This window comes from Palleronia caenipelagi, assembly GCF_007004065.1.
In the GTDB taxonomy this organism is placed as follows: Bacteria; Pseudomonadota; Alphaproteobacteria; order Rhodobacterales; family Rhodobacteraceae; genus Palleronia; species Palleronia caenipelagi.
Map to the genome: position 1 here is coordinate 104,377 of NZ_VFSV01000004.1, position 24,416 is coordinate 128,792.

The following is a 24,416-nucleotide window of genomic DNA, read 5'->3' on the forward strand; positions in this document are numbered from 1 at the left end:
GCCGCGGGTTCGGGGATGCATCCGAGGTCAAGCCCTGCTAGGAATTGAGTGAACGATCAGAACAGGACACCCGCCATGCGCCTCGCCCGCCTCGTCCCAATGCTTCTCCTCTGCCTCGCGGCGCTGCCCGCCTATGCGTTCGATACAGCAGCGCGCGCGGCATATGTCTATGACCTGACGACAAAGACCGTCCTGATGGCGAAAAACGCAGACGAGGCTTTGCCGCCGGCATCCATGTCGAAGCTGATGACTCTGAACATGCTGTTCGAGGCTCTGCGCGACGGGCGGGTGGACATGAACACGCAATTTGGTGTCAGTTCCAAGGCCCGCGCCATGGGCGGCTCGACCATGTTCCTGAACGAGCGTGACCGTCCCACGGTTGAAGAGTTGATTCAGGGTATCATCGTGATGTCTGGCAATGACGCCTGCGTTGTGGTGGCGGAGGGATTGGCGGGCAGCGAACAGTCCTTTGCCAAGATGATGACCGACCGGGCGCGAGATCTGGGTATGACCCAGTCGACATTTGCGAATGCGAGCGGCTGGCCCCACCCCAACCAACGTATGTCGATGCGGGATCTGGGCATCCTGGCGACCCGGCTCATCACTGAATTCCCAGAATATTACGGTTACTTCGCGCAGAAGGAATTTGCGTTCGATAACCGCGCCCCGAAAAACCGGTTCAACCGGAACCCGCTGTTAGGTCTGGGGATCGGCGCTGACGGGTTGAAGACCGGTCACACCTCCGAGGCTGGCTATGGGCTTGTTGGCTCGGCCGCGCAGGGGGACAGGCGGATTGTCTTCGTGATCTCGGGTCTCGACAGCGAGCGCGCTCGGGCTGAGGAAGCTGAACGGCTGGTGAATTGGGCCTTTCGGCAGTTCGTGGAGAAGACCATCGTGGGTGATGGCGAGCGCGTGACGACGGCGGATGTGTGGCTGGGTGACAGCCGGTCCGTGGATCTGGTGAGCCCGGAGGAGCACCGCATGCTCTTGCCCGCGCAGGCGCAGGACAGCATCCGCGCCCGTGCGCGCTACACCAGCCCGCTGGAGGCGCCGATCGCGGAGGGCGAAGAGGTGGCGACGCTGGTCGTCTCGATCGATGGGCTGCCGGACGCAGAGTTTCCGCTGGTCGCCGCCGAAGAGGTGGGCCGGGGAGGATTCGTACCCCATATCCGGACCGCGGCTTCGGTGCTGTTGGCCAAGGCGCTGGATGCCCGCAAAGGCGGTGAAACTGCTGAACCGGACGCAGAGCCCGAGACCACGGAGTGACCGGGACCGGCGTGTTTCTGAGCTTTGAAGGGATCGACGGGTCGGGCAAGTCTACGCAGGCCCGGCGTCTCGCCGCACATCTGCGCGATCAGGGCCGCGAGGTGGTTCTGACCCGTGAGCCGGGCGGGTCTCCGGGCGCTGAGGAAATCCGGCGGCTGGTGCTCGAAGGCGATGCGGAACGCTGGTCGGCGGAGACCGAACTCCTGCTCTTCACCGCCGCCCGGCGGGATCATCTGGAACGGCTGATTCAGCCTGCACTTGATCGGGGTGCTGTGGTGATCTGCGACCGTTTTGCCGACTCGACCCGGGTCTATCAGGGTGTGGCGCGGGCGGATTTGCTGGGGCTGGTGAACACACTCCATGCGCAGGTGATTGGGGTCGATCCCGACCGGACCTTTCTCATCGACATGGATCCTGAGGCAGCGCTCACCCGCGCGCTTGGACGGCAGGCCGGCGAAGACCGGTTCGAAAGCTTTGGCGTCGGTTTGCAGGAAAAGCTGCGGGCCGGGTTTTTGGCGCTGGCCGAACGCGCGCCGGAACGGTTTCGGGTGATCGACGGCAATCGTTCGGAAGATGCGGTCGCCGCCGACGTGATCGCCGCTCTGCCATGAGCGAGGACCTCGAATATGAGCCGGATCGTATACCCGGCACGCCCCATCCGCGACATACGCTGGAGCTTTTCGGGCAAGATGCAGCAGAGGAAGCCTTTCTCGACGTGTGGCGGTCCGGGAGGTTGCATCACGCGTGGCTGCTGACCGGCCCCATGGGAGTTGGCAAGGCAACGCTTGCGTGGCGCATCGCCCGGTTCCTCCTGTCGGACCCGGACGCCGGGGCCATAACGCTCGACATATCCCGTGACGAACCCGTCGCCCATCGGATTGACGCCCTGTCGGAGCCCGCCTTGTTCCTGATGCGCCCGACGGCGAACCCGGACACGGGCACCGAGCGGCGCGACATCACCGTGGATGTTTCCCGCAGGCTCAAGGGCTTCCTGCAGCTCTCTGCCAGTGGCGGCGGGCGGCGGGTGGTCATCGTCGATGCCGCCGACCAACTGAACACACAGGCCGCCAATGCGATCCTGAAACTCATCGAAGAACCACCCCCGCTGACGACCTTTCTGCTGGTCAGCCACATGCCCGCGCGGCTCCTGCCGACGATCCGGTCCCGCTGCCGGGTGCTGAAGCTCGGCCCCCTCACTCCCGACGACCTCGCGCGGGCGCTGGACGGGGCAGGCGTGACGAGCGACGCGAACCCCCACGCCATGGCGGAACTCGCGGGCGGGTCCGCCGGCGAGGCCGCGCGGCTGGTCCTTGAGGATGGACCGAGCCTCTACGCCGCTCTGGTGCAGCTCGCCTCGGGGATTCCGCAAATGGACCGGCCCGCCCTGACCCGGCTGGGCGATGGTCTGGCCGGGGCGGGGGGACGCGGTCGGATGGAGACGCTGGTGCGGTTGATCGGCCTCCTTTTGGGGCGTCTCGCTCGGACAGGGGCCGGTCATGCCCCCGCCGCGCAGGCCGCACCGGGCGAGGCGGAGATGCTGGAGCGCCTCTCCCCCGACTCGGCCGCTGCCCGCATCTGGGCGGAACTGGCGGCGGAGCTGTCACAAAGGCTGGCCCATGGGCGGGCGGTGAACCTTGACCCGTCGGGCTTGATTCTGGATACGGGCCTGAAGCTCAACGACACGGGCCGCGCCATTCTGCGCGGCGAGACCTATGGCCACTGACCCGCGCATCACCGACAGCCACTGCCATCTGGATTTCCCGGATTTTGACGACACCCGAGCCGAGGTGGTCGCCCGTGCGGTCGCCAATGGCGTGCACCGGATGGTCACCATCTGCACCCGCCTCGACCGGGTGGATCAGGTGCGCAGCATCGCCGAGGCCCATGACGCGGTCTGGTGGGCAGCGGGCACCCACCCAATGAGCGCCGGAGACGTGCCGCAGGTCAGCATCGAAGACCTGCTGACCCTCGCAGAGCACCCGAAATTCGTCGGCATCGGCGAAACCGGGCTCGATTACCACTACACCGCCGAGACGAAGTCTGCCCAGCAAGAGAGCCTGCGCACCCATATCGAGGCCGCGCGCCAGACGAAGCTGCCGCTGATCATCCATGCACGCGATGCCGATGAGGACATGGCGCGGATTCTGTCAGAGGAGCACGCGCGCGGGGCCTATTCCTGCGTAATGCATTGCTTTTCCTCGAGCGCAGAACTGGCTCGCGCGGCGCTGGATCTGGGGTTTTACCTGTCCATGTCCGGCATCGCGGCGTTCAAGCGTTCCGAGGAGCTGCGGGCGATCTTTGCCGAAGCGCTCGTGGACCGGATCCTGGTGGAAACCGACAGCCCCTATCTCGCGCCCCCGCCCCATCGCGGCAAGCGCAATGAGCCTGCTTATTCGGTGCACACAGCGCGGGTCGGGGCGGAGCTTTACGGCCTCAGCTACGAAGACTTCGCGGCGCAGACCGAAGAGAACTTCGCCCGGCTGTTCTGGAAGGCCGCATGACCCTGCGGTTCACCATCCTCGGCTGCGGCTCCTCGGGCGGCGTGCCGCGTATCGGGGGCGATTGGGGCCAATGCGATCCCACGGATCCCCATAACCGCCGCCGCCGCTGCTCGCTGCTGGTCGAGCGGATGGGAGACGCAGGCACCACCCGCGTCCTGATCGACGCATCCCCGGATCTTCGGGAGCAACTGCTCTCCGCCGAGGTTGGCGAATTGGACGGCGTCGTGTTCACCCACGCCCACGCCGATCACTGTCACGGGCTCGACGATCTGCGGATGATCGTCATCGCCATGCGCCAGCGGCTGAATATCTGGGCCGATGAGCCGACCATGGCCGCGCTGAAGCACCGGTTTGATTACGCGTTCGAGACGCCGCCCAATTCCGATTACCCACCGATCCTCGACGCGCATCTGATCGACGGCGATGTGACCATCGACGGTGCAGGAGGTGCGATCATCCTCACTCCGTTCCGCGTCGAGCATGGCCGCATCGACGCCCTGGGCTTTCGCATCGGCGGGCTGGCCTATCTGCCCGATGTCAGCGCCATGACCGACGATGCCTGGGCGGCGGTCAAGGATCTCGACGTCTGGATCGTTGATGCCCTGCGCCGTGCCCCGCATCCCTCTCACGCCCATCTGGAGCGCACACTGGAGTGGATTGCCCAGGCGACCCCCAAAAGCGCCATCCTGACCAACATGCACACCGATCTGGACTACGCCACGATCGATGCGGAAACGCCGGATCACGTGAGACCCGCCCATGATCTGATGCGCGTCACGCTTCCCAGCTCATGAACCAGCTCATCGACGTTATCCTGCCGGTATTTCTGGTCATCGGGGCGGGATACGTGGCTGTCTGGCGGGGCTGGTTCGCCGACAGCGCCATTGACGGGCTGATGAGGTTCTCCCAGCAATTCGCCATTCCCTGCCTCCTGTTCCGCGCCATCGCAACGCTGGATCTGGGGGCCGAGTTCTCCTGGCCGCTGCTCCTGAGCTTCTACACCGGCGCGGCCTCGGGGTTCTTCGCCGGACTCATCGGCGCGCGTCTTCTGGGGCGCGGTTGGGAAGACTCCGTAGCCATCGGCTTCTGCGGGCTGTTCTCCAACTCGGTGCTGCTGGGCCTGCCGATCACCGAGCGGGCCTTTGGCGCGGACACGCTGGCCTTTAACTACGCCATCGTCGCGGTCCATGCGCCGTTTTGCTACCTCCTCGGCATGACCACGATGGAGCTGGTCCGTGCGCGTGGCGAGAGCCTGCGGCGCCTGCCCCTGCGCGTCGGGCGGGCGATGTTCCGCAACGCATTGGTGCTGGGGATCTCGCTGGGCTTCATCGTCAACCTCTCCGGCGTCACGCTGCCGGGTGTCCTTGACAGCGCGCTCTCCATGGTGATCCGCGCCGCCCTGCCTTCGGCACTGTTTGCCCTCGGCGGTATCCTCTACCGCTACCGGCCCGAAGGCGATATGCGGGTGATCGCACTGATCTGCGCAACATCGCTGGTGCTGCACCCGACCGTGGCCTGGACCGTCGGTCAAATCCTCGGCCTTTCCACCGACCAGCTCCGCGCGGCAGTCCTGACGGCCTCCATGGCGCCGGGGGTGAACACCTATATCTTCGCGAATATGTATGACGCCGCCCGCCGCTCTGCGGCCTCCGGCGTGCTCATCGGCACCGCACTCTCGATCCTCACCGTCTGGGTCTGGCTGCTGATCTTGCCCTGACCTGGCGAAGCAGGTGACGTGCCCGCAGGATCACGGTAAAGCTGTCTCTAACCTGATAATAACCAGAGGGTCACATGCTGACCCCTCCCAAAGTGAAAAGTGACATCGTTCTGACATGGCCGAGACATCCGAGCAAAAGATCCGAGCACGTGAAATCTTCCCTGAACCTCAGATCCATGAAGCTGAGAATGTCAGGATGGTGTTCGGCCCGAAGGCAGGCCGGCGCAAACTGACCTTCGGGCTTTATGACGCCGTCGGAACACCACTGCCCTATGCGCAGATCAATACAACACTTGTGACCACGATCCCGTCGCAAGACCCACCGTCGGTGCAGCCGCCGGAGGTGATCGAGACCCCAGTCCTGTTTGCCGGTCTCGCCGAAAACCAGTTTGGACATGTCCTGACAAACGCGCTGGGGCGGCTTTGGGCGCTGGAGCACCTGCCTCCCGAGACGGAAATCCTGTTCATGGCCCGCCCGCTGGACTGGAATACCCGTTTTCCATTTGTCGAGCCGATCCTGCGCTTTTTCGGAATCACGAACCCGGTCCGGATTGTCAGCGGCGACGTGACCCTGCGCAAGGTCTATACCGCCACTGAAACCTACGGCGAGCGCTATAACGGTCGCGGGTCGGATGCGTTTTTCGACTGGCTGGAGCCCCGGATCAACCGCGGCGATCTGATCCCGGGCAGTAAGGCTTACGTCTCCCGCAGCAAACTTGGCGCCGACATGGGACGATATGCCTGCGAGGACATTGTTGAGGAGAACCTCGCAGCCGCCGGGTATGAGATCTTTCATCCGCAGGATCACAGCCTCGCAGAGCAGGTGGAAAAGCTCAGCCGAACGGAGAAACTAATTTTTTCCGAGAGTTCGGCGCTTCACCTCTATTATCTCGCGGCCCATCCCGGCCAGCATGCAGCGACCATTCTGCGACGGCGGGCGCTGCCAAAGCTGATCCTTGGCCAAATTCGCAATTCGCGTGCCGAAGAGCCAATTACCGAGATCAACGCGATCAAGCACGTTCTTTATCCACCGCGCACAGAAGATAACAGCAGTGTCGCGACGCTGGACTTTGATCAGTTGCACGATCAGTTGGTGCGCGGCGGATTTCTCGAAGACGGCGCCACTTGGCGCAGTCCAACAGAAGAGGAAGAAGCATTCTCGGTCAGGGCCGGGTTGCGCCCGAATGAGACTATGCTCAGCCTGAAAGAGTGGCGGGCCTATCTGGCCGACCTGCAGGACCAACGCAAAGAGCGGCAAGCGCGGCGGGAGCTGCGCCAAAAGCGCAAAGCGCAGCGCGAAAAGAACGCCTTGCGCAAACGCCGAAAGGCTATGCGGGAAAGGCAGGCTACCGCCGCGGCCCAACGGCAGGCTCCTCCACAGGGCGATAGTTAAGCTCTGGGAGTGTCGGGGTTGCGAGCTTACAGATGACAGGCACAGTGAGGCCGCCTCCCGAAGGCGCCACTTGGAAATCCTCCCCGCGCGCCAGTCAACCTGCGCTGGAACGGCGCAAAACGAAAAGGACCGCCGGATATCGGCGGTCCCTCGAATGTTCGGAGGTGGGCCCGGTTAGGGTCCGACCCAATCATGGTTCTTCTATCCGGGGGTTGCCCTCAGATATCGGCCCCCATAACTGTTCCGACCTCACACTCCTGCATCATTCTAGACACTGGACCACCTCCTTTCGTTAAATGCCGATAAGAAGACGGTGCCACATATTTCGCGTGTGTCAAAACATTTCACGCAGGATGTGGTGCAAATTTTTATGATCCGGTCGTTTGCGCGCTGGCTTCCCGCGGTTTGTGTCACCACGCGCTTTACGTCTCGGGGGCGGCCAACCGACTTTCGAGAAGTTCTCCGCGTTCATGCAGCAGAGGGTACGCGATCATGGCAAAGGCCGTGTTGAGGGATTTGAGCGCACGGATCAACTCGAGATGGATGGCGCTGGTCTCGATACTGTCGGCCATCCCGCGTTGCAGCCGGGACAGATGGCGCGATTGCAGATCTCGGGCGATGTCGCGGACTTTTTCCTTTTGCTCGACCAGTTCCCGGGCGAGGCCGGTATCCTCTGACATGAGCACAGTAATCCCGTGCTGCACGTTGCGCAAAACAATGTCGTGGAAATCAGTCAGCTCGCGCCCGCCTTCATCGGAAAAGCGCAGGTTTTCGAGGCTTTTGCGTCGGGCGAGATCGACAGACTTCCGCGCGATCATGTCGGCGCCGGCTTCCATGTTGGTGGCGATGGTCGACAGCTCGAAACTGCGGCTGGGCAATGTCCCGTCATCGCCCCGCCCCCGAATGCCAGCCAGATAGATCCGCAGATCGAGGGACATACGCTCGACGCGCTTGTATTCTTCGGCGATGGCCTGCGCGGTCGCCTCGTCATATCGATCAAACAGAGGCATGACCTGTCGCAGCATCACCTCGATCACGTGGCCCATCTGCACCAGTTCCCGCACAGCACAAGCATAGGCGCGGCGCGGCTGGTTTTGCAGCGCCGGGTCCAGTGCACTGACCGCCGTCTCGGCACTTCGGGGGGCTGAGTGTCCGGGCATGAGGCGTTCAGCCAGACGCGTCAGTGGGCCGACGAAGGGCAGACAGACAAGCAGGACGGCGACATTAAAGAGCACATGCAGGTGCAGCGCCTGCGTGCCTGCGCCGCCGCCAAGCAAGTCGGTGGGCAGCGCAAAGGTTGCCAGCGCCCAGAGGACAATCAGCGCGCCACCGCCCCGCAGGATGACGTTCAGCCAGACGACACGACGGACGGTCACATCCGAGTTCAGCGTCAGGAAAAACGCGATCATCGAGCCGCCCAGATTGGCACCAAGCACCATGGCGAAAGCGGCGCTCGGGGGCAGGAGACCTTGCGAGGCGAGCGTGGCGAAGAGCAGAACGGCCGCAACGCTGGCATGGACCAGCCACGCAAAGAGCGCAGCGATGATGAACGCCGTCAGCGTGTCATCGGCGAGATAGAGCATCGCCGTCCGGGCGCCCTCGCTGTCGATCAGCGGGTTGCTAGCGGCGCGGATCAGATCGAGCGACATGAAGATCAGCGCGAGACCGATCAGGATGCGCCCGATCTGGCGCAGCTCCCTGCTTTTGCTGCGCAAAAAGATCAGAACGCCGAGGAGCATCAGCACTGGCTGGACCGCTGCGAGGCTCGAATTGAGCAGGAGCGCGACGAGAGCCGAGCCGAGGTCGCCGCCGAGCACGATGGACAGGCCCGCCACACCGCTGATTGTCCCCGCCGACACGAACCCCGCCATCAGGACCGCAACGGCCGTCGAGCTTTGCATCAGGATCGCGGCGCCCGCACCGGCGCTGGCCGCTGCGAGGCGGCTCTGTGTGGAGCGGCGCAGCCAGAGACGGAGCTTTGCGCCGAAAGCACGCTCAAACCCGGTACGGACCAGCCGAACAGCCCAGATCAGCAGCGCCGCGGCGCCTGCGATGTTGAGGAAGAAAAAGATTGGTGACGTTTCCATCGGTAGTCAGGAACTTAGAGGGGCGACAGTATTAGTCCACCGGAATCAGAACGGGAAGATCCCGTCACCGTGGTGCAGCGGAATGGCGGTCCACAGATCGTCCGGCCCCGTATCGAGTACCGCAAACCCCGTCGGACCCGCGTAAAAGCCCACGGGTGCGTCGGTCCGGCGATCCAGAGCGAAGGCGCTGCACAGGGAGGGGGCGGTGACGACGGGGTGGCTCGCGAGGGTGCTCTGATAAACCCCATGAACATGACCCGCGACGATACGGAGATGGCCTTTGAACGGGGCAAGAACGGTGGCCAGATCGCCGGGATTTTCCAGCGCGATCGCGTCCATAAAGCAGATGCCGGTGCGCAGGGGCGGATGATGGAGCGCGACAACCACCGGGCCGGACCCTGCGCCATCCAGCGCATGGGCGAGATGATCGAGGCTCTCGGGCCTGAGACGCCCGCCGCCCTGCCCCTCAACCAGCGTGTCGAGGCCGATGATCCGGGTGTCGCCGATATCGCGCACCCAGTCGATGAGGCCGTCCTTCGGCATACCGGGGAGGTCACCAAACACCGCGCGCAGGGGATCGCGGGCATCGTGATTGCCGGGGACGACCATCAGCGGCAGGCGAAAGCGCTCCAGTTCCAGCCGGGCCAGAGCGGTGCTGTCCACACCGCCATCATCGGTGAGATCGCCGGTGACCAGAACCGCATCGAGGGGTCCGATCTGATCCATTCGCTTTTGGATCTGATCCACCGCGCCACGCACCAGAGCAGGCGTGTCGAGTACCTGCGAGGCGTGCTGGCCGTTGGAGACCAGATGCAGGTCGGTAAGATGCAGGATACGAGCCATGGTTACTTGATCCCGGCGCGCAGGAAGGCCTGCACGAACTGGCGCTGGAAGACGAGGAAGGCGATCAGGAGCGGCGCCACCGACATCATCGTGGCCGCCGAGATCACCGAGATATCGACCCCGTTCTCCGGTGCGCCGAAGATCGACAGACCCACGGTCAGCGGCCGGGTATCAGGAGAGTTGGTGACGATCAGCGGCCAGAGGAAATTGTTCCAGTGGGTCGAGACGGAGACCAGCGCATAGGCGAGGTAGGTGGGCCGGGCCAGCGGTACGTAGACCCGCCAGAGGATACCGAACCAGCCGCAGCCCTCGACGCGGGCGGCCTCATGCAACTCGATGGGGACGCCCTTGAACGCCTGTCGCATGAGGAAGATCCCAAAGGCGGAAGCCATATAGGGCATCCCCACCCCGAGGATCGAGTCGAAGAGGCCCAGCCGCGAGACCATGGCGTAGTTCTCGACGATCAGCACTTCGGGCAGGATGAAGAGCTGCATCAGCACGAGGATGAAGACCACGTCGCGTCCGGGGAACTGCACCTTGGCAAAGGCAAAGCCCGCCAGCGTGGTGACGAAGAACTGGCCAATCAGGATCACCGTCACGAGGATGAAGGTGTTCAGGAAGTAACGCAGCCAAGGCGCGCCGTCCCAGGCGGTGCGGAAATTGTCGAGGGTCCAGGCCGAGGTGAGGTTGAAATTCACTGCGTCAGAGGTGGAATGGAACGCGGCCCAGAAGGCAAAGACCAGCGGCGAGATCCAGATCACCGCGAGCAACAGGGCGCCGGCGGTCTCGATGTAACGGGAGAGGCTGCTCATTGGTAATGGGTCCGCTTGTCGAGAATGGTGAATTTGACGGCGGCGACGATGCCGAGGACGAGGAGCACCATGATGGTCATCGCAGCGGCATGGGGCGCGTCAAAGAAGGCAAAGGCCATTTCCCAGATATAGTAGAGGATCAGCTTCGACGCGTCGTTGGGTCCGCCCTTTGTCAGGATGAACAGGTGGTCGATGAGCTTCACCGAGTTGATCAGCGCGTTCACCATGATGAACAACGTAGTCGGCATCAGGAGCGGCAGCACGATGCGGCGGAAATAGGTCCAGCGGCTGGCGCCTTCGATATCGGCGGCTTCCTTCAGGTCCTCGGGGATGGTTTGCAACGCCGCGAGGTAGAAGATCATGAAGAACCCCGCTTCTTTCCAGATCGTCACGATGATGACGGCCCAGAGCGCGGTTTCCGGCTGACCCAGCCAGTTCACCGATGGCAGGCCAAAGAGCGACCCGATCTGATCCAGCACACCGAGGCCGGGCGTGTAGAAGAACAGCCACAGGTTCGCGGCTGCGATCATTGGCAGCACAGTGGGGGTGAAATAGGCGGTGCGGACAAAGCCTCTCGCCGGGATCTTTGAGTTCGCCCAGAGCGCCATGCCGAGCGCAATGCCGATGGAAACCGGGATCGTGACACCCGCATAGATCAGGTTGTTCTTGACCACGACGAGGAAGGTCGGGTCCGCGAACAGGTCCGTGTAATTCTCCAGTCCGATGAACTCGGACGGGCGGCGGCGGGTCTCCCGGCTGAACAGGCTGTCCCAGAAGGTCGCCAGCGACGGGTAGAACGCAAACGTCGTCAGCAGGATCGCGGCGGGCGACAAGAGGAGCCAGCCATAGATCGCCTGTCTTCGGCGCTCGATATTCACATGCTCGGCCATGCCGGGTCTCCGCTGAATGGGGGGACGGGCGCCGAAGGTACCCCCGGCGCCCGAGATGGGTTTATTGGTAGGCCTTCAGCAGGCGTTCGGCAGCAGACTGGGCCTCTTCCAGCGCCGCAGCGGGCTCTTTGGCACTGGTCAGCGCGGCCTGAATGGCATTGTTCAGGCCATCGCGCACGCGAGCGGTCTCGAAGGTCGAGAACTCGGCCACGGCGTTTTCCAGCTGGTTGCGCGCCACGAGCGCCGGGGGGAACTCCTCGGTATAGGCCTTCAGCGCGTCGGTCTCGTAGGCGGCGGGGGAGACGCCCATATAGCCGGTGGCGATGGACCAGGCGGCCGCCTGCTCGGGTGCGGTCATGAACTGGATCAGCTTCAGCGCAGCGGCCTGCTCTTCGGGGGTCGTGTCCTTGAAGATGTAGAAGTTGCCGCCACCTGTGGGCGAACCCGGGCGCACATTAGCGGGCAGCTCGGCCACGCCGAAGTCAAAGCTCGCACCGTTCTTCACCGCCGTCAGGTTGCCGGTGGAATGCCACATCATCGCGGTCTGCCCTTCGAGGAAGGCCTGACGCAGGGTGCCCCATTCGACCGTGCCCTCGGGCATGATGCCATGCTCGGTGGAGAGGGATTTCCAGAACTCCAGCGTCTCGACGACGGCCTCATCGTCGAAGGAGGTGCTCAGCCCGTCGCCGGACATCAGCTCCTTGCCATTCTGGATCGCCAGCGCCTGGAACATCCAGTAAGGATAACCGGTCGAGGGGATCATCAGGCCAAACGTATCGTCCTTGGTCAGGGCTTTGCCCATCTCGACCAGCCCGTCCCAGCTCTTGGGCGCCATCTCGGGGTCGAGACCGGCCTCGCGGAACATGTCTTTGTTATAGTAGGCCACGATGGTCGAGCGCTGGAACGGGATGCCCCAGGTCTGGCCCTCGATGCGGCTGTTGGCCATCAGAGCCGGGTAGAAGCTGTTCAGCCAGTCCTCAGTCACCCCGTCGATCTCCTCGAAGGGCACGATCAGCTCCTGCTCGATCAGGTCATAGGCGTCGATGGAGAACATCACCGCCAGCTGGGCTGGCTCGCCGGACGACAGCGCCGAAAGCGCGCGCACGCGGGTGTCGTCATAATTGCCGGAATAGATCGCATTGACCTTGATATCCGGGTTTTCGGCCTGAAAATCAGCGACGATCCCGTCCACGACTTCGGTCAGCGCTCCGCCGACGGCAATGGGGTAGTACATGGTCAGCTCGGTCTCGGCCAGCGCCGGAGCCATCAGAGCCATGCTGGCCGCGCCCGAAAGCGCCAGTGTCTTGAATACGTTCATGTGTTCCTCCCTAAATGAACGATGTGCCTGAGATCAGGCGCCGGGTTGCGGCTGGTTCAGCCGCTGTCCGTTGGCGTCGAAGAAATGCAGATCCGCGTCGGAGAAGCCGATCTCCATCTGCTGGCCCGCGGGAATGTTGCGCAGCCCCGGCATGGACACGGTCAGCCCGGTCGTGCCCGGATGCGACAGTCCCACGAAGGTCTCGGAGCCCAGAAACTCGCATTCGGAAACCTGACAGCTCAGCCGCCCCTGCCCGGTCTCGGCCACATGGATGTTCTCGGCCCGCAGCCCGATCTTCTCCACCCCACCAAAGCCCGGCAGCGCCGCGCTGTCGATCAGCGCCATGGGCGGCGCGCCGACAAACTCGGCGACGAACGTGTTGGCAGGTTTGTAATACAGATCCTCCGGCGCACCGACCTGCTGGATGTGGCCGTCCTTCATCAGCACCACCATATCCGCCATGCTCATGGCTTCGGTCTGGTCGTGGGTCACGTAGACCACGGTCATGCCAAGGTCGCTTTGCAGCTTCTTGATGTCTTTGCGCACCGAGGCGCGGAGCTTGGCGTCGAGGTTCGAGAGCGGCTCGTCCATCAGGCAGAGCGGCTGGTTCGCCACGATCGCGCGGGCCAGCGCTACCCGCTGACGTTGTCCACCGGACAGTTCGCCCGGCTTGCGGTTTTCGTACCCGAGCAGCCCGGTGATCTCGAGCGCACGGTGCAGTTTCTTCTGGCGCTCAGCCTTCGGCGTCTTGCGGACCTTCAGACCAAACATCACGTTCTCGGCGACGCTGAGATGTGGAAACAGGGCGTAGGACTGGAACACCATGGACAGGTTGCGCTCGGAGGGCGCGGCGAGGGTCACGTCCCTCCCGTCTATGCTGATCCGTCCCTCATCGGGAAGCTCCAGCCCCGACAGAAGCCGCAACGTCGTCGATTTGCCGCAGCCCGACGGACCCAGAAGCGCGACAAAGGCGCCCTCGGGGATCGACAGCGAGATGTTCTCGACCCCCAGCTGGCCGTTCCAGCGTTTTGCGACGTCTTCCACGTGAACGAAGGGCTGGGTCATGGGCGGTCGGGTCCTTCTGCGAAGTGAATACGCGCGCCAAGGCCCTCGACCAGAGGCGCGAAATCTGCGGTGGGCGGACGGTCGCACACGACCAGATCCACATCCGTGATGGTGCCGCCCAGAGCCGGGGCATGGCGGCCAAATTTACTGTGATCGATGGCGAGGATTGACATGCGGGCGCTTTGCGCCATGCGTTGCGCGGCGCGTATTTCGGCCTCGTGGAACTCCAGCAGCCCCCCGTCGAGACCCACCCCCGCGACGCCAAAAATGGCGTATTCCGTGCGGTAGCGGCCAAAGAACCCGATCACATCGGCCCCGATAAAATCCCGGTCAGGCAGGCGCAGCTCGCCGCCGGGCAGCACGATCCGGTTCGAGACCTCGCCGCTCAGCGCCATGGCGACGCCAAGATTGTTGGTGATCACCGTCAGCTCTCTGCGGTCCCGCAGCGCCTGCGCCACGGCCACTGCGGTGGACCCGATGGAGATCGCCAGTGTCGCCCCGTCCGGGATCTTGGCTGCGACAGCAGCGGCGATTGCGGTCTTGCCCGACAAGTTGTGGACGGCGCGCTGGTCGAAGGGCGTGTTCAGGCGGTCTTCGGCCAACTCGATCCGTCCATGCATCCGCCGCAGGGTCTCGCCATCGCAGAGCACATCCAGATCCCGGCGCACGGTCTGGGTCGACACGTCCAGCAGATCAGCCAGCGCACCGACGCTGACACTGCCGCGCTCCTGCACCAACTGCACGATCCTGTCGTGACGTTTGACCTGCTTGGTTCCCATCGCTCACCTGTTGATTTGAGCCGAGCATACCCGGAAAAAACAACAAAACAACAAAATTTATCAAAACATGATGTTTAACCTTCCAATTAAGGCTGAATTGGGTACATTCCTGTCTCAGCGGCCACTAGGAGAGGGGATCAGGATGGACGAGATCGGCAGTATTTTTGCACGCTACGAAGCCGTTCGGCCCCGCTTGCCCGAGGCCCGATTCGGCGACCGCGCGCGGGAGATCGGCTCACTGCTGGATATCTCGACTGAGGCCGATGCCTTCGTCTTCGACGCGTTCGGGGTGTTGAATGTGGGCGAGACACCGATCCCCGGCGCGGCGGAGCGGTTGGATGCTCTGCGCGCTGCCGGAAAGCACATCCGAATCCTGTCAAACGCTGCCAGTTACAACCACGACAAAGCGACGGAGAAATTCCGCAGGCTCGGCATGTCCGTTGCCTCAGACGAAATCATCACCAGCCGCGACGCGGCGCTGCGGGCTGTTAGTCCCGGCCTTTGGGGTTGCATCGCTGCTCCGGCCGATGACCTTGCCGACATCCCTGCCGAGACCCTGCGGCTGGGCCTTGACCGCGCGGAATACGACCGTGTGGACGGTATCCTGTTCCTCTCGACCGAGGTTTGGTCTGCCGAACAGCAAGCCCTCTTGGAGGCCAGCCTCCACGACCGTCCCCGCCCGGTAATCATCGCCAATGCCGATGTGGTCGCACCGCGTGAGGGAGGCTTTACGCTGGAGCCGGGCGAGTTTGGTCACCGGCTGATGGATCTCGGCGCCGAAGACGTGCGGTTTTTCGGCAAGCCCTTTGGTGATGTGTATGGGATGATCGAAGACACCCTGCCCGGTATTGCGCCTGACCGGATCGTCATGTGCGGCGACAGCCTGCACACCGATATCCTTGGCGCCGCTGCCTGTGGCTGGCGGTCGGTCCTCGTGACGCAGGATGGGCTGTTGTCCGGGGTCGATCCCCTGCACTACTGCGCTGCTGCGACCATCCAGCCCGACTGGCATCTGGGGCGGATCTGATCTGCTGCGTCTGATCGCGGAACACGCCGACGCGGGTGCCATCTGGTGAACAAGACACCGCATCCGCGCGGGGCCCGTTATGGGATCGCGACAGACCATCTTCTCCCGATCGGCGAAGGATGTCACAGTCGCCGGGGACAGGTCGGCCGATGAGGCGATCGGCGGGCTGCAGATGAACGAGGGAGGTAAAAATGAACTGTGTATTCGTACAGATTCGCTGCGTGCCGGGTAGGGCGTACAAAGTCGCGGATGAGATCACACTGAGGGAGATCCACTCGGAACTCTATTCTACCAGCGGCCCGTTTGATCTGCTGGTCAAGCTCTATATCCCTGCCGGGGAAGATGTCGGGAAATTCATCAATGACAAGCTGCTGGACATTGAAGGGATCCAGCAAACCTTGACAACGCTGACGTTCCGGGCGTTCTGAAAGACGCAAACGGGGAGACAAAAATGACGATAAGGCAGCTTTTCCTGTCGGCCTGCATGGCCGCCATGGCCACGGGTGCGACCGCCGAAGGGGTGAAGGTCGGCATGATCACCACTCTGTCAGGGGGCGGTGCTGGGCTCGGGATCGACGTGCGTGACGGCTTCATGCTCGCAGTCGAGCAGTCTGGGCGCGACGATATTGAAGTGGTGATCGAGGATGATCAGCGCAAACCCGACGTAGCGGTGCAGCTCGCGGACAAGATGATCCAGTCCGAAAAGGTCGATGTTCTGACAGGCATCATCTGGTCGAACCTCGCCATGGCGGTAATTCCGGGTGCAGTCGCGCAGGGGAAGTTTTATCTCTCGCCCAACGCGGGGCCCTCAGTGCTGGCGGGAAAGGGTTGCAACCCCAACTACTTCAACGTGGCGTGGCAGAACGACAACCTGCACGAGGCGGCGGGAGCCTATGCCAATTCGGCGCGACTGACGAACAGCTTTATTCTCGCGCCGAACTACCCTGCGGGTCAGGACGCGCTGACCGGGTACAAACGCTTCTACGAGGGCGAACTGGCTGGTGAGCTTTACACGAAACTCGGCCAGACAGATTACGCCAGCGAGATCGCCCAGATCCGGGCGGCTGGTGCGGACAGCGTGTTCTTCTTCCTGCCGGGGGGCATGGGAATCTCCTTCATGAAGCAATATGCCGAGAGCGGTCTCGACCTGCCCGTGGTCGGCCCGGCCTTCAGCTTCGATCAGGGGATTCTGCAAGCGGTCGGTGACGCGGCGCTGGGCGTGCGCAACACGTCCCAATGGTCGAAGGATCTGGACAACCCGGCCAACACCGCGTTTGTGGAGAGCTTTCAGGCGAAATACGACCGGCTGCCGTCGCTCTATGCAAGTCAGGGCTTCGACACCGCGAATCTGTTGATCTCTGCCGTCGAGGCGGCGGATGTGGGCGATCAGGACGCTTTCCGCGCGGCGCTGAAGGCGGCTGACTTCGCCTCCACGCGGGGTGATTTCGAGTTTGGACCGAACAACCACCCCATTCAGGATTTCTACGTCCGCGAAGTGATCCAGGAGGGCGACGTGTTCACCAACAAGGTCGAGAGCCTCGTGCTCGAAAGCCACGGCGACGCCTACGCTGCCGAATGTAAGATGTGAGACCGGCGTGCCCTGCCCTGAGTGGCGGGGCGCCCTGACAGGCCAGCCATGTCCCTGATCCTCCTCGCCGAGCAGACGCTGAACGGGCTGCAATTCGGCATGATGCTGTTTCTGATGGCCGCCGGGCTGACGCTGATTTTCGGCGTCATGGGGCTGATCAACCTCGCCCACGGATCGCTCTATATGGTCGGCGCGTTCATCGCGGCGGCCACAGCGGCGTTTACGGGCTCCTTCCTGCTGGCGCTGATAGCCAGCCTCGCGGCGGCGGCACTGGCGGGAGTCCTGATCGAAATGACGATCATCCGCCGCCTCTACGAGCGCGACCATCTGGATCAGGTGCTGGCGACCTTTGCGCTTATCCTGATCTTCTCCGAGGGGACACGCTGGGTCTTTGGCTCCTTTCCGCTCTATCTCGACATCCCCGATGCGCTCAGCGGTACGGTAACGCTGCCCTTTGGCGTAGAATACTCGCTGTATCGGCTGGTGCTGATTGGCGTCGGTCTGGTGATTGCTCTGGGGCTGTTCCTGCTCATCGGAAAGACCCGCCTCGGCATCCGCATCCGCGCCGGCGAGAATGACCGGGAGATGATCGGGGCGCTCGGTGTCGATATCTCAAGGCTCTACACGCTGGTCTTTGCCCTCGGCGCCGCGCTGGCGGGACTCGCGGGCGCCCTGATCGGCGCGATCCAGTCGGTGCAGGTGGGCATGGGCGAGCCGGTTCTGATTCTGGCCTTCGTGGTTATCGTGATCGGTGGTATCGGCTCCATCAAGGGTGCGCTTGTCGGCGCGCTGCTCGTGGGCCTGACCGATACGCTCGGCCGGTTCCTGCTGCCCAAAGCCTTTGCGCTGGTGCTCGACCCGTCGCAAGCGACCGCCATCGGATCGGCACTGGCCTCTATGGCGATCTATATCCTCATGGCAGGCGTGCTGATCCTCCGCCCCAGGGGCCTCTTCGGCGGGGCTGCATCATGACCCGCGAAACCGCTCTGAACATCGTACTGATGGCTGTGCTGCTCGCGGTGCCGCTCGCGGCGTGGAGCCTCGATGAACCCTTTGTGATCACGCTGGCCACGCGTGCGGCCATCCTTGCCATTGCTGGCGTCGGTCTGAATGTGGCGCTGGGGTTGGGTGGGCTGGTGAGTTTTGGTCACGCGGTGTTTTTTGGTCTTGGCGGATATGCCATGGGGATCCTCGCCCATCACGCCCAGACCTACACGCCGCTGATGACCGCGCCCTTCACCATCGACGGCACGACCTCCATGCCGGTGATCTGGCTCGTGGCCATCGGCGTCAGTGTGCTTGCGGCTTTGGCCATCGGAGCGCTGTCGCTCCGGACCACGGGCGTCTACTTCATCATGATCACCCTCGCCTTTGCGCAGATGGTCTATTACTTTGCCATCTCGTGGCCCGCCTACGGGGGCGAAGATGGCCTGTCCGTCTATGTCCGCAACGGTTTTCCGGGGCTGAACACCATGGACCCGATCCAGTACTTCTCCCTGTGCTACGGTGTGCTGGCGTTGGTACTCCTTGGCGTCTCGCGACTGGCGCGGTCACCCTTTGGTCTGATGTTGCAGGCCGCACGACAAGACCCGGAGCGGGTCGAGGCCATCGGCCAGACCCCCTATCGCCTTTACCTGACGGCCTTTGTCATCTCCGGCGCGATCACCGGACTGTCGGGGGCGCTGTTTGCGGATCTGAACCGCTTTGTCAGCCCGACCATGCTGAGCTGGCACATGTCGGGCGAGATCATGATCTTCGTCATTCTCGGCGGTGTGGGGCGCGTCTTCGGCCCGGTTGCGGGCGCGGCGCTGTTCATCCTGCTGGAACACCTCCTCGGCGGACTCAGCGCGTATTGGCATGTCTATCTGGGCGCGATGCTGCTCGGGGTCGTGCTGTTTGCGCGCGGTGGGCTTTACGGGTTGCTCGCGGGCCGGGAGGTCGCCCATGACTGAACCGGCCCTCGCCGTGGACGGTGTCACCAAGTCCTTTGGCGGCTTGATCGCCAGCAAGGACATCAGCCTCGACCTTCGCCCCGGTGAGATCCATGCGCTGATCGGGCCGAATGGTGCGGGTAAGTCCACCCTGATCGCGCAGATCGCCGGAGGTCTCAGGCCAGACACGGGGCGCATCTGGCTCGAAGGGCGGGATGTCACCGGGCTGCCCACAGCGGAGCGCGCGAGGCTCGGGATGGGGCGGACCTTTCAGATCTCGTCGCTGGCGATGGAGTTCACTGTGCTGCAAAACGCGGTCCTTGGGGCGCTGGGACAGCGGGGTCGCGTGTTCCGGTTCTGGCGGCCGGTGATGCGGGAGAGCGACCTTCTCTCCCGTGCCGAAGCCGCGCTGGAGCAGGTCGGTCTCGCGGAGTTCCGGGCCGTGCGCACCGGCGATCTTTCACACGGGCAGCGCAGGCAGCTGGAAGTCGCCGTTGCCCTGACGCTGGAGCCGCACGTGTTTCTCATGGATGAGCCCATGGCGGGTCTCGGAGCGGAGGCGTCGCGGCAGCTGATGGGGTTTCTTGACCGGTTGCGCGACCGGGCACCGATCCTGCTGGTGGAACATGACATGGACGCGGTCTTCGCGCTGGCCGACCGGATTTCTGTGCTGGTCTACGGCGAAATCATCGCGACCGGCACTGCCGATGAGATTCGGGCCGATCCGCGTGTGCGCTCGGTTTATCTGGGCGCGGAGAGCACCCCATGAGCCTCTTGCGCCTCGACCACGTATCGGCGTTTTACGGGCCGTCACAAGCGCTGTTCGACGTGAGCCTCGCGCTCGCGGAGGGCGAAGTGATGGCGCTGATGGGGCGCAACGGTATGGGCAAAACCACAACCGTCTGGGTGATCTGCCGGATGCTGCGGAACCGCGGCGGGTCAGTGCTGCTGGACGGGCAGGACATCGGCAGCTGGCCCTCGCACCGTGCGGCGCGGGCGGGAATCGGGCTGGTGCCTGAGGGGCGGCGGTGCTTTCGGGATCTGACGGTCTACGAGAACCTGATTGCGGCCGCGCGACCGGGGGAGTGGGATTTTGCCGCCGTGACCCGCCTTTTTCCCCGACTGGCGGAGCGACGCGATCAGAAAGCCGCCACTCTGTCCGGCGGAGAGCAGCAGATGCTGGCCATCGGTCGTGCCTTGATGACGAACCCCCGCCTGCTGGTGCTGGATGAGGCGACCGAGGGGCTGGCTCCGGTGGTACGGCAGGAGATCTGGGCCGCCATTCAGCGCCTCAAGGCCGACACGGGGATGGCGCTCCTCGTGGTGGACAAGTCCCTGAAGGAGCTTGCAACCGTCGCCGACACGGCTGTCATCCTCGAAAAAGGCGTCTCGGTCTGGTCCGGGGAGTTCGCCGCTCTCACCGACGACATCACCGACAGGTATCTGGGCGTGTAAGCCCGATCTGAGGATCTGCGGCCCAGACCTTTGGTTGTAAATTCCGCCGACATGCATAGGTTCGCGGCAACGAACTTCCTGGAGTCCCCATGACCGACCTCACCCCCCGCGAAATCGTCTCGGAGCTGGACCGCTTCATTATTGGGCAGAAGGACGCCAAGCGTGCGGTGGCCGTTGCCCTGCGCAATCGCTGGCGGCGCAAGCAACTGCCCGACGACCTGCAGGACGAGGTTTATCCGAAGAATATCCTGATGATCGGTCCGACCGGCGTCGGGAAGACAGAGATCTCCCGCCGTCTGGCCAAGCTGGCCCGCGCGCCGTTCATAAAGGTCGAGGCCACGAAATTCACCGAAGTCGGCTATGTGGGCCGCGACGTGGAGCAGATCATCCGCGATCTGGTGGAGCAGTCCATTTCCATGACCCGCGACTACATGCGCGAGGACGTGAAGGCCCGCGCCGAGAGTAATGCCGAGGAGCGCGTGATCGATGCCATCGCCGGAGAGAACGCCCGCGAGGGGACCCGCGATATGTTCCGGCGTAAGCTCCATGCCGGTGAGCTTGATGCCACCGAGATCACGCTGGAGGTGCAGGACACCTCTAACCCCTTGGGCGGGATGGAGATGCCCGGCCTGCAACCGGGTCAGGCCGGGATCATGAATATCGGCGACCTGTTTGGCAAAGCCTTTCAGGGTCGGACCGTGCGCAAAACCATGACCGTCGCCGAGAGCTACGAGATTCTGCTGGCAGAAGAGGCGGACAAGCTTCTGGACGACGAGGCCGTTCAAAAGACCGCGCTGGAGGCGGTGCAGGAGAATGGCATCGTATTCCTCGACGAGATTGACAAGGTCTGTGCCCGTCAGGATTCCCGTGGCGGCGAGGTCAGCCGCGAGGGCGTCCAGCGTGACCTGCTGCCCCTGGTCGAGGGCACCGTGGTGGCGACGAAATACGGCTCGGTGAAAACCGACCACATCCTGTTCATCGCCTCGGGGGCCTTCCATGTGGCGAAACCCTCGGATCTGCTGCCCGAGTTGCAGGGCCGCCTGCCGATCCGGGTCGAGCTGCGCGACCTCACCGAAGACGACTTCGTTCGCATCCTGACCGAAACCGATAACGCCCTGACCCGCCAGTACACCGCGCTGCTCGGCACCGAAGAGGTGACGGTGACCTTTACCGAGGACGGTATCGCGGCGCTCGCGCGAATTGCGGCGGAGGTGAACCGCTCGGTCGAGAATATCGGCGCGCGGCGGCTTTATACGGTGATGGAGCGGGTCTTTGAGGATCTGTCCTTCGAGGCGCCTGACCGCTCCGGCGCAGAGATCTCTGTAGATGCCGGTTTCGTCGAGCAGCATCTGGGCGAGCTCAGCCGTTCCGTCGATATGAGCCGCTACGTGCTGTAAACCCTTCGGCGGCAGCGCCTGTGCATGGGGGCTGCCGCCCTGTCAGACGGCGTTTCCGTCGGCGCCAAAGAAGCTCAGCTTCGCCGCGTCGAATTTCAGCGAAATCTGCGCCCCGGCGCTGATGGGCGAGTCGCCTGAGGTCCTCACGGTGATCTGCCCCAGCCTGCCTGCATCCACGTAGAGAAAGCAATCCGCCCCTAGGTACTCCACCACGCTGACCCGACCGTCACACTGACCGCCGCCGGAGGAGACCACCGTAATATGCTCAGGCCGCACGCCAAGATGGGTGGCGCCGTCATGGCCCGTTGTCTTACCGCCGCGCCCCCATCGCAGATGGTACTGCCCGCCGGTGACCGAGCAGGGAAGGATGTTCATCTTGGGGCTGCCGATGAACTCGGCCACAAATCGGGTTTGCGGTTGCTCGTAAAGCTCCTTTGGTGTGCCAACTTGGGCAATTTGCCCATAGTCCAGCACCACGATCCGATCGGCGAGGGTCATGGCCTCGACCTGATCGTGAGTGACGTAGATCATCGTCGCGTCGAGCTTCTGATGCAGCCGCGCGATCTCCAGCCGCATCCCGACACGCAACGCCGCGTCGAGGTTCGATAATGGCTCGTCAAACAGAAAAGCCGTGGGATCCCTGACGATGCTGCGCCCGATGGCCACGCGCTGCCGCTGACCGCCCGAGAGGTCCTTGGGACGACGGTGGAGATATTCTGTCAGGTGCAGGATCTCGGCGGCCTCGACCACTTGCTTTTCGATCTCAATCGCTGGAACCCCGGCGGTCTTCAGCGAAAAGCCCATATTCTCGGCCACGCTCATATGCGGATAAAGCGCATAGGACTGGAACACCATGGCGAGGCCGCGTTTCGACGGCGGCTCCGAGGTCATATCCACCCCGTCGATCTCCAGCGCGCCCCGGCTGATATCCTCCAACCCGCCGATCATCCGCAGGAGAGTGGACTTCCCGCAGCCCGACGGCCCGACAAACACCACCAACTCGCCATCCGCAATCTCCAGGTCGATCCCCTTGATCACCTGCACATCGCCATACCATTTCTCGACGCCCCTGAGGCTGATCCCGCCCATCACGCACCTCCTGCCGATGGCGACGCCCAGGCGAGCCAGATCGCTGCCGTCCAGGTAAAGGTCCCGCCCCCTGCCGGTTCCCCGGTCAGTGGGTCGAAATACTCGGCAAAGCCATGCTCCGCGATCAGATCCGCCGTGGCCCGACGCAGACGCGCGGCCCGGTCTTCATGGCCCATCTCGGCCAGCCCGATCCCGGTCAGCGTGTTCAGAATCCCCCAGATCGGTCCGCGCCAGTAGCGTTTCGGGTTGAACTCTTCGGTGCCGAAGGCGTGACTGGGGATGGTGTAGGGCGTATCCTCAAAGGCCTTGTCCAGACAGGCCAGCATGTCCTCGCTCTCGATCCCGGCATACCAGCAGAGATACGAGGCGCAGGAAAGGTGCCCCGAATGCGCGCCGGTGTTCAGGTTGATCGCGTCGAAAACCCCTTTCCCGTTCCTCAGCCGTCCGGCGCCTTCGGTCAGCCGGTCGATCCAGCCGTCGATCTCCGCACGGTCCTCGCCCAGCAGATCCGCCATCCGGCCCAGATCCCGGCAGGCGCGCAACAGGATAAAGGTCATGGTCGGGTCGGCGACTTTGAACGGCATATCGTCCGCCATCGCCGCATCGTCCCACCCGAGCCGCTTGCCGCGCTGCACCAGCCAGATGTAGCGGTCGTAATCTTCCTTGGTCGGGCGCATGGCCGGGTCCACATGGGACGTATCGCGGCGCGTATATTCCCCAACGCCCACCGGGTCGATCGCCGCCATGGCGGTATCCCAGTCGGGGCAGTTGTCCCGCCCCGCTTCCCACGGGTGGGTTACAAAGATCATCCCGTCCTCGCAGCGCCATGTCATGAACCAGCGATGCCAGTCGCGCAGTTTCGGGTACAGGGCGCGAAGGCGGGGCAGTCCGGCCTCCGGGTCCGCCTCATGGGTGGCCAAGGCAAATGTCGCGGCAACGGGCGGCTGAGTGATCCCCGAGGACAAGACCGGGCCCTTACCCTCTGTGCCCCAGACATCGGGGCCGGGAAAGTAACCCGGGTCGGGCTTGTGAAACAGGATGTGCGGAATCATCCCGTTCGACCATTGCCCGGAAACCAGCGTCTCCAGCTCGGCCCACGCGCGCTCCACGTCGAACTGCGCAAATCCCCAGGCCGCAAAGGCGCTGTCCCAGTTCCACTGGTAGGGGTAGAGTCCGTCGGTCGGCACAGTATAGCCGCCGCGATCATTGCCGCGAAGGATCTTCCGGGCCTGCTGGTCCAGAGCGGTGACGTCCATCT

Annotated in this window: 24 protein-coding genes; 15 read left to right on the forward strand and 9 right to left on the reverse strand. The window is 63.5% G+C overall.

Annotation, left to right across the window (positions count from 1 at the left end; all coding sequences use genetic code 11):
- The first annotated feature begins 75 nt into the window (after positions 1-75).
- The 7 genes from FEV53_RS03395 (at position 76) to FEV53_RS03425 (ending at position 6,877) form a co-directional block, all read left to right on the forward strand.
- Positions 76-1,266, forward strand: a complete 1,191-nt coding sequence (locus tag FEV53_RS03395) for a D-alanyl-D-alanine carboxypeptidase family protein (RefSeq protein ID WP_142833410.1) — start codon at positions 76-78, stop codon at positions 1,264-1,266.
- Positions 1,263-1,877 carry a dTMP kinase gene (gene tmk / locus FEV53_RS03400; protein WP_142833411.1) on the forward strand — a complete coding sequence of 205 codons (615 nt, stop codon included), beginning with the start codon at positions 1,263-1,265 and terminating at the stop codon, positions 1,875-1,877. Before FEV53_RS03395 ends, tmk begins: the two co-directional genes overlap by 4 nt.
- Positions 1,874-2,989, forward strand: a complete 1,116-nt coding sequence (locus FEV53_RS03405) for a DNA polymerase III subunit delta' (RefSeq protein ID WP_142833412.1) — start codon at positions 1,874-1,876, stop codon at positions 2,987-2,989. Before tmk ends, FEV53_RS03405 begins: the two co-directional genes overlap by 4 nt.
- Positions 2,979-3,767, forward strand: coding sequence for a TatD family hydrolase (locus FEV53_RS03410; RefSeq protein ID WP_142833413.1), 789 nt, complete (start codon positions 2,979-2,981; stop codon positions 3,765-3,767). Before FEV53_RS03405 ends, FEV53_RS03410 begins: the two co-directional genes overlap by 11 nt.
- Positions 3,764-4,561 (forward strand): MBL fold metallo-hydrolase, encoded by a 798-nt coding sequence (locus FEV53_RS03415; RefSeq protein ID WP_142833414.1) that lies wholly within the window; start codon positions 3,764-3,766, stop codon positions 4,559-4,561. Before FEV53_RS03410 ends, FEV53_RS03415 begins: the two co-directional genes overlap by 4 nt.
- The gene (locus tag FEV53_RS03420; protein ID WP_142833415.1) at positions 4,558-5,484 is read left to right on the forward strand and encodes an AEC family transporter; all 927 of its coding nucleotides are present in this window, start codon (positions 4,558-4,560) and stop codon (positions 5,482-5,484) included. Before FEV53_RS03415 ends, FEV53_RS03420 begins: the two co-directional genes overlap by 4 nt.
- Before the next feature lie 115 nt (positions 5,485-5,599).
- Positions 5,600-6,877: a glycosyltransferase 61 family protein gene (locus FEV53_RS03425; protein ID WP_142833416.1), complete on the forward strand. Its 1,278-nt coding sequence runs from the start codon at positions 5,600-5,602 to the stop codon at positions 6,875-6,877.
- Positions 6,878-7,299: 422 nt separating this feature from the next.
- Here FEV53_RS03425 and FEV53_RS03430 read toward each other — a convergent pair whose 3' ends face one another.
- The 7 genes from FEV53_RS03430 to FEV53_RS03460 all read right to left on the reverse strand — a co-directional run bounded on the left by FEV53_RS03430 (position 7,300) and on the right by FEV53_RS03460 (position 14,671).
- Positions 7,300-8,964 (reverse strand): Na/Pi cotransporter family protein, encoded by a 1,665-nt coding sequence (locus FEV53_RS03430; RefSeq protein ID WP_142833417.1) that lies wholly within the window; start codon positions 8,962-8,964, stop codon positions 7,300-7,302.
- 45 nt (positions 8,965-9,009) lie between these two features.
- Complete coding sequence (locus FEV53_RS03435; protein WP_142833418.1) at positions 9,010-9,807, reverse strand: metallophosphoesterase; 798 nt, start codon at positions 9,805-9,807, stop codon at positions 9,010-9,012.
- A gap of 2 nt (positions 9,808-9,809) precedes the next feature.
- Positions 9,810-10,619, reverse strand: coding sequence for a carbohydrate ABC transporter permease (locus FEV53_RS03440; protein ID WP_142833419.1), 810 nt, complete (start codon positions 10,617-10,619; stop codon positions 9,810-9,812).
- The gene (locus FEV53_RS03445) at positions 10,616-11,509 is read right to left on the reverse strand and encodes a carbohydrate ABC transporter permease (RefSeq protein ID WP_142833420.1); all 894 of its coding nucleotides are present in this window, start codon (positions 11,507-11,509) and stop codon (positions 10,616-10,618) included. The genes FEV53_RS03440 and FEV53_RS03445 overlap by 4 nt, the downstream gene beginning before the upstream one ends.
- Positions 11,510-11,570: 61 nt before the next feature.
- Positions 11,571-12,827, reverse strand: coding sequence for an ABC transporter substrate-binding protein (locus FEV53_RS03450; protein WP_142833421.1), 1,257 nt, complete (start codon positions 12,825-12,827; stop codon positions 11,571-11,573).
- A gap of 33 nt (positions 12,828-12,860) precedes the next feature.
- A complete protein-coding gene (locus FEV53_RS03455; protein ID WP_142833422.1) occupies positions 12,861-13,892 on the reverse strand; it encodes an ABC transporter ATP-binding protein in 1,032 nt (343 codons plus the stop codon).
- Positions 13,889-14,671 (reverse strand): DeoR/GlpR family DNA-binding transcription regulator, encoded by a 783-nt coding sequence (locus tag FEV53_RS03460; protein WP_142833423.1) that lies wholly within the window; start codon positions 14,669-14,671, stop codon positions 13,889-13,891. The genes FEV53_RS03455 and FEV53_RS03460 overlap by 4 nt, the downstream gene beginning before the upstream one ends.
- Before the next feature lie 142 nt (positions 14,672-14,813).
- Here FEV53_RS03460 and FEV53_RS03465 point away from each other — a divergent pair, with 142 nt between their 5' ends.
- The 8 genes from FEV53_RS03465 (at position 14,814) to hslU (ending at position 22,069) form a co-directional block, all read left to right on the forward strand.
- The gene (locus FEV53_RS03465) at positions 14,814-15,698 is read left to right on the forward strand and encodes an HAD-IIA family hydrolase (protein ID WP_142833424.1); all 885 of its coding nucleotides are present in this window, start codon (positions 14,814-14,816) and stop codon (positions 15,696-15,698) included.
- 191 nt (positions 15,699-15,889) lie between these two features.
- Positions 15,890-16,126 (forward strand): Lrp/AsnC ligand binding domain-containing protein, encoded by a 237-nt coding sequence (locus tag FEV53_RS03470; protein ID WP_142833425.1) that lies wholly within the window; start codon positions 15,890-15,892, stop codon positions 16,124-16,126.
- A 23-nt stretch (positions 16,127-16,149) separates the two neighbouring features.
- The gene (locus FEV53_RS03475; RefSeq protein WP_142833426.1) at positions 16,150-17,286 is read left to right on the forward strand and encodes an ABC transporter substrate-binding protein; all 1,137 of its coding nucleotides are present in this window, start codon (positions 16,150-16,152) and stop codon (positions 17,284-17,286) included.
- 48 nt (positions 17,287-17,334) lie between these two features.
- Positions 17,335-18,258, forward strand: coding sequence for a branched-chain amino acid ABC transporter permease (locus tag FEV53_RS03480; RefSeq protein ID WP_142833427.1), 924 nt, complete (start codon positions 17,335-17,337; stop codon positions 18,256-18,258).
- The gene (locus FEV53_RS03485) at positions 18,255-19,238 is read left to right on the forward strand and encodes a branched-chain amino acid ABC transporter permease (RefSeq protein ID WP_142833428.1); all 984 of its coding nucleotides are present in this window, start codon (positions 18,255-18,257) and stop codon (positions 19,236-19,238) included. The genes FEV53_RS03480 and FEV53_RS03485 overlap by 4 nt, the downstream gene beginning before the upstream one ends.
- Positions 19,231-19,986, forward strand: coding sequence for an ABC transporter ATP-binding protein (locus FEV53_RS03490; RefSeq protein ID WP_142833429.1), 756 nt, complete (start codon positions 19,231-19,233; stop codon positions 19,984-19,986). The genes FEV53_RS03485 and FEV53_RS03490 overlap by 8 nt, the downstream gene beginning before the upstream one ends.
- Positions 19,983-20,672, forward strand: coding sequence for an ABC transporter ATP-binding protein (locus tag FEV53_RS03495; protein ID WP_142833430.1), 690 nt, complete (start codon positions 19,983-19,985; stop codon positions 20,670-20,672). The genes FEV53_RS03490 and FEV53_RS03495 overlap by 4 nt, the downstream gene beginning before the upstream one ends.
- An 89-nt stretch (positions 20,673-20,761) precedes the next feature.
- The gene (gene hslU, locus FEV53_RS03500) at positions 20,762-22,069 is read left to right on the forward strand and encodes an ATP-dependent protease ATPase subunit HslU (protein WP_142833431.1); all 1,308 of its coding nucleotides are present in this window, start codon (positions 20,762-20,764) and stop codon (positions 22,067-22,069) included.
- 42 nt (positions 22,070-22,111) lie between these two features.
- Here hslU and FEV53_RS03505 read toward each other — a convergent pair whose 3' ends face one another.
- The gene (locus tag FEV53_RS03505; protein ID WP_142833432.1) at positions 22,112-23,158 is read right to left on the reverse strand and encodes an ABC transporter ATP-binding protein; all 1,047 of its coding nucleotides are present in this window, start codon (positions 23,156-23,158) and stop codon (positions 22,112-22,114) included.
- Positions 23,158-24,414, reverse strand: coding sequence for an MGH1-like glycoside hydrolase domain-containing protein (locus tag FEV53_RS03510; RefSeq protein ID WP_142833433.1), 1,257 nt, complete (start codon positions 24,412-24,414; stop codon positions 23,158-23,160). The genes FEV53_RS03505 and FEV53_RS03510 overlap by 1 nt, the downstream gene beginning before the upstream one ends.
- Positions 24,415-24,416 lie beyond the last annotated feature (2 nt).

Excerpts from the sequence above, each read along its gene's own strand:
- FEV53_RS03395 (WP_142833410.1), top strand. The coding sequence starts at position 76 with ATGCGCCTCGCCCGCCTCGTCCCAATGCTTCTCCTCTGCCTCGCGGCG.
- FEV53_RS03405 (WP_142833412.1), top strand. The coding sequence starts at position 1,874 with ATGAGCGAGGACCTCGAATATGAGCCGGATCGTATACCCGGCACGCCC.
- FEV53_RS03410 (WP_142833413.1), top strand. The coding sequence starts at position 2,979 with ATGGCCACTGACCCGCGCATCACCGACAGCCACTGCCATCTGGATTTC.
- FEV53_RS03415 (WP_142833414.1), top strand. The coding sequence starts at position 3,764 with ATGACCCTGCGGTTCACCATCCTCGGCTGCGGCTCCTCGGGCGGCGTG.
- FEV53_RS03420 (WP_142833415.1), top strand. The coding sequence starts at position 4,558 with ATGAACCAGCTCATCGACGTTATCCTGCCGGTATTTCTGGTCATCGGG.
- FEV53_RS03425 (WP_142833416.1), top strand. The coding sequence starts at position 5,600 with ATGGCCGAGACATCCGAGCAAAAGATCCGAGCACGTGAAATCTTCCCT.
- FEV53_RS03430 (WP_142833417.1), bottom strand. The coding sequence starts at position 8,964 with ATGGAAACGTCACCAATCTTTTTCTTCCTCAACATCGCAGGCGCCGCG.
- FEV53_RS03435 (WP_142833418.1), bottom strand. The coding sequence starts at position 9,807 with ATGGCTCGTATCCTGCATCTTACCGACCTGCATCTGGTCTCCAACGGC.
- FEV53_RS03440 (WP_142833419.1), bottom strand. The coding sequence starts at position 10,619 with ATGAGCAGCCTCTCCCGTTACATCGAGACCGCCGGCGCCCTGTTGCTC.
- FEV53_RS03445 (WP_142833420.1), bottom strand. The coding sequence starts at position 11,509 with ATGGCCGAGCATGTGAATATCGAGCGCCGAAGACAGGCGATCTATGGC.
- FEV53_RS03450 (WP_142833421.1), bottom strand. The coding sequence starts at position 12,827 with ATGAACGTATTCAAGACACTGGCGCTTTCGGGCGCGGCCAGCATGGCT.
- FEV53_RS03455 (WP_142833422.1), bottom strand. The coding sequence starts at position 13,892 with ATGACCCAGCCCTTCGTTCACGTGGAAGACGTCGCAAAACGCTGGAAC.
- FEV53_RS03460 (WP_142833423.1), bottom strand. The coding sequence starts at position 14,671 with ATGGGAACCAAGCAGGTCAAACGTCACGACAGGATCGTGCAGTTGGTG.
- FEV53_RS03465 (WP_142833424.1), top strand. The coding sequence starts at position 14,814 with ATGGACGAGATCGGCAGTATTTTTGCACGCTACGAAGCCGTTCGGCCC.
- FEV53_RS03470 (WP_142833425.1), top strand. The coding sequence starts at position 15,890 with ATGAACTGTGTATTCGTACAGATTCGCTGCGTGCCGGGTAGGGCGTAC.
- FEV53_RS03475 (WP_142833426.1), top strand. The coding sequence starts at position 16,150 with ATGACGATAAGGCAGCTTTTCCTGTCGGCCTGCATGGCCGCCATGGCC.
- FEV53_RS03480 (WP_142833427.1), top strand. The coding sequence starts at position 17,335 with ATGTCCCTGATCCTCCTCGCCGAGCAGACGCTGAACGGGCTGCAATTC.
- FEV53_RS03485 (WP_142833428.1), top strand. The coding sequence starts at position 18,255 with ATGACCCGCGAAACCGCTCTGAACATCGTACTGATGGCTGTGCTGCTC.
- FEV53_RS03490 (WP_142833429.1), top strand. The coding sequence starts at position 19,231 with ATGACTGAACCGGCCCTCGCCGTGGACGGTGTCACCAAGTCCTTTGGC.
- FEV53_RS03495 (WP_142833430.1), top strand. The coding sequence starts at position 19,983 with ATGAGCCTCTTGCGCCTCGACCACGTATCGGCGTTTTACGGGCCGTCA.
- hslU (WP_142833431.1), top strand. The coding sequence starts at position 20,762 with ATGACCGACCTCACCCCCCGCGAAATCGTCTCGGAGCTGGACCGCTTC.
- FEV53_RS03505 (WP_142833432.1), bottom strand. The coding sequence starts at position 23,158 with ATGGGCGGGATCAGCCTCAGGGGCGTCGAGAAATGGTATGGCGATGTG.
- FEV53_RS03510 (WP_142833433.1), bottom strand. The coding sequence starts at position 24,414 with ATGGACGTCACCGCTCTGGACCAGCAGGCCCGGAAGATCCTTCGCGGC.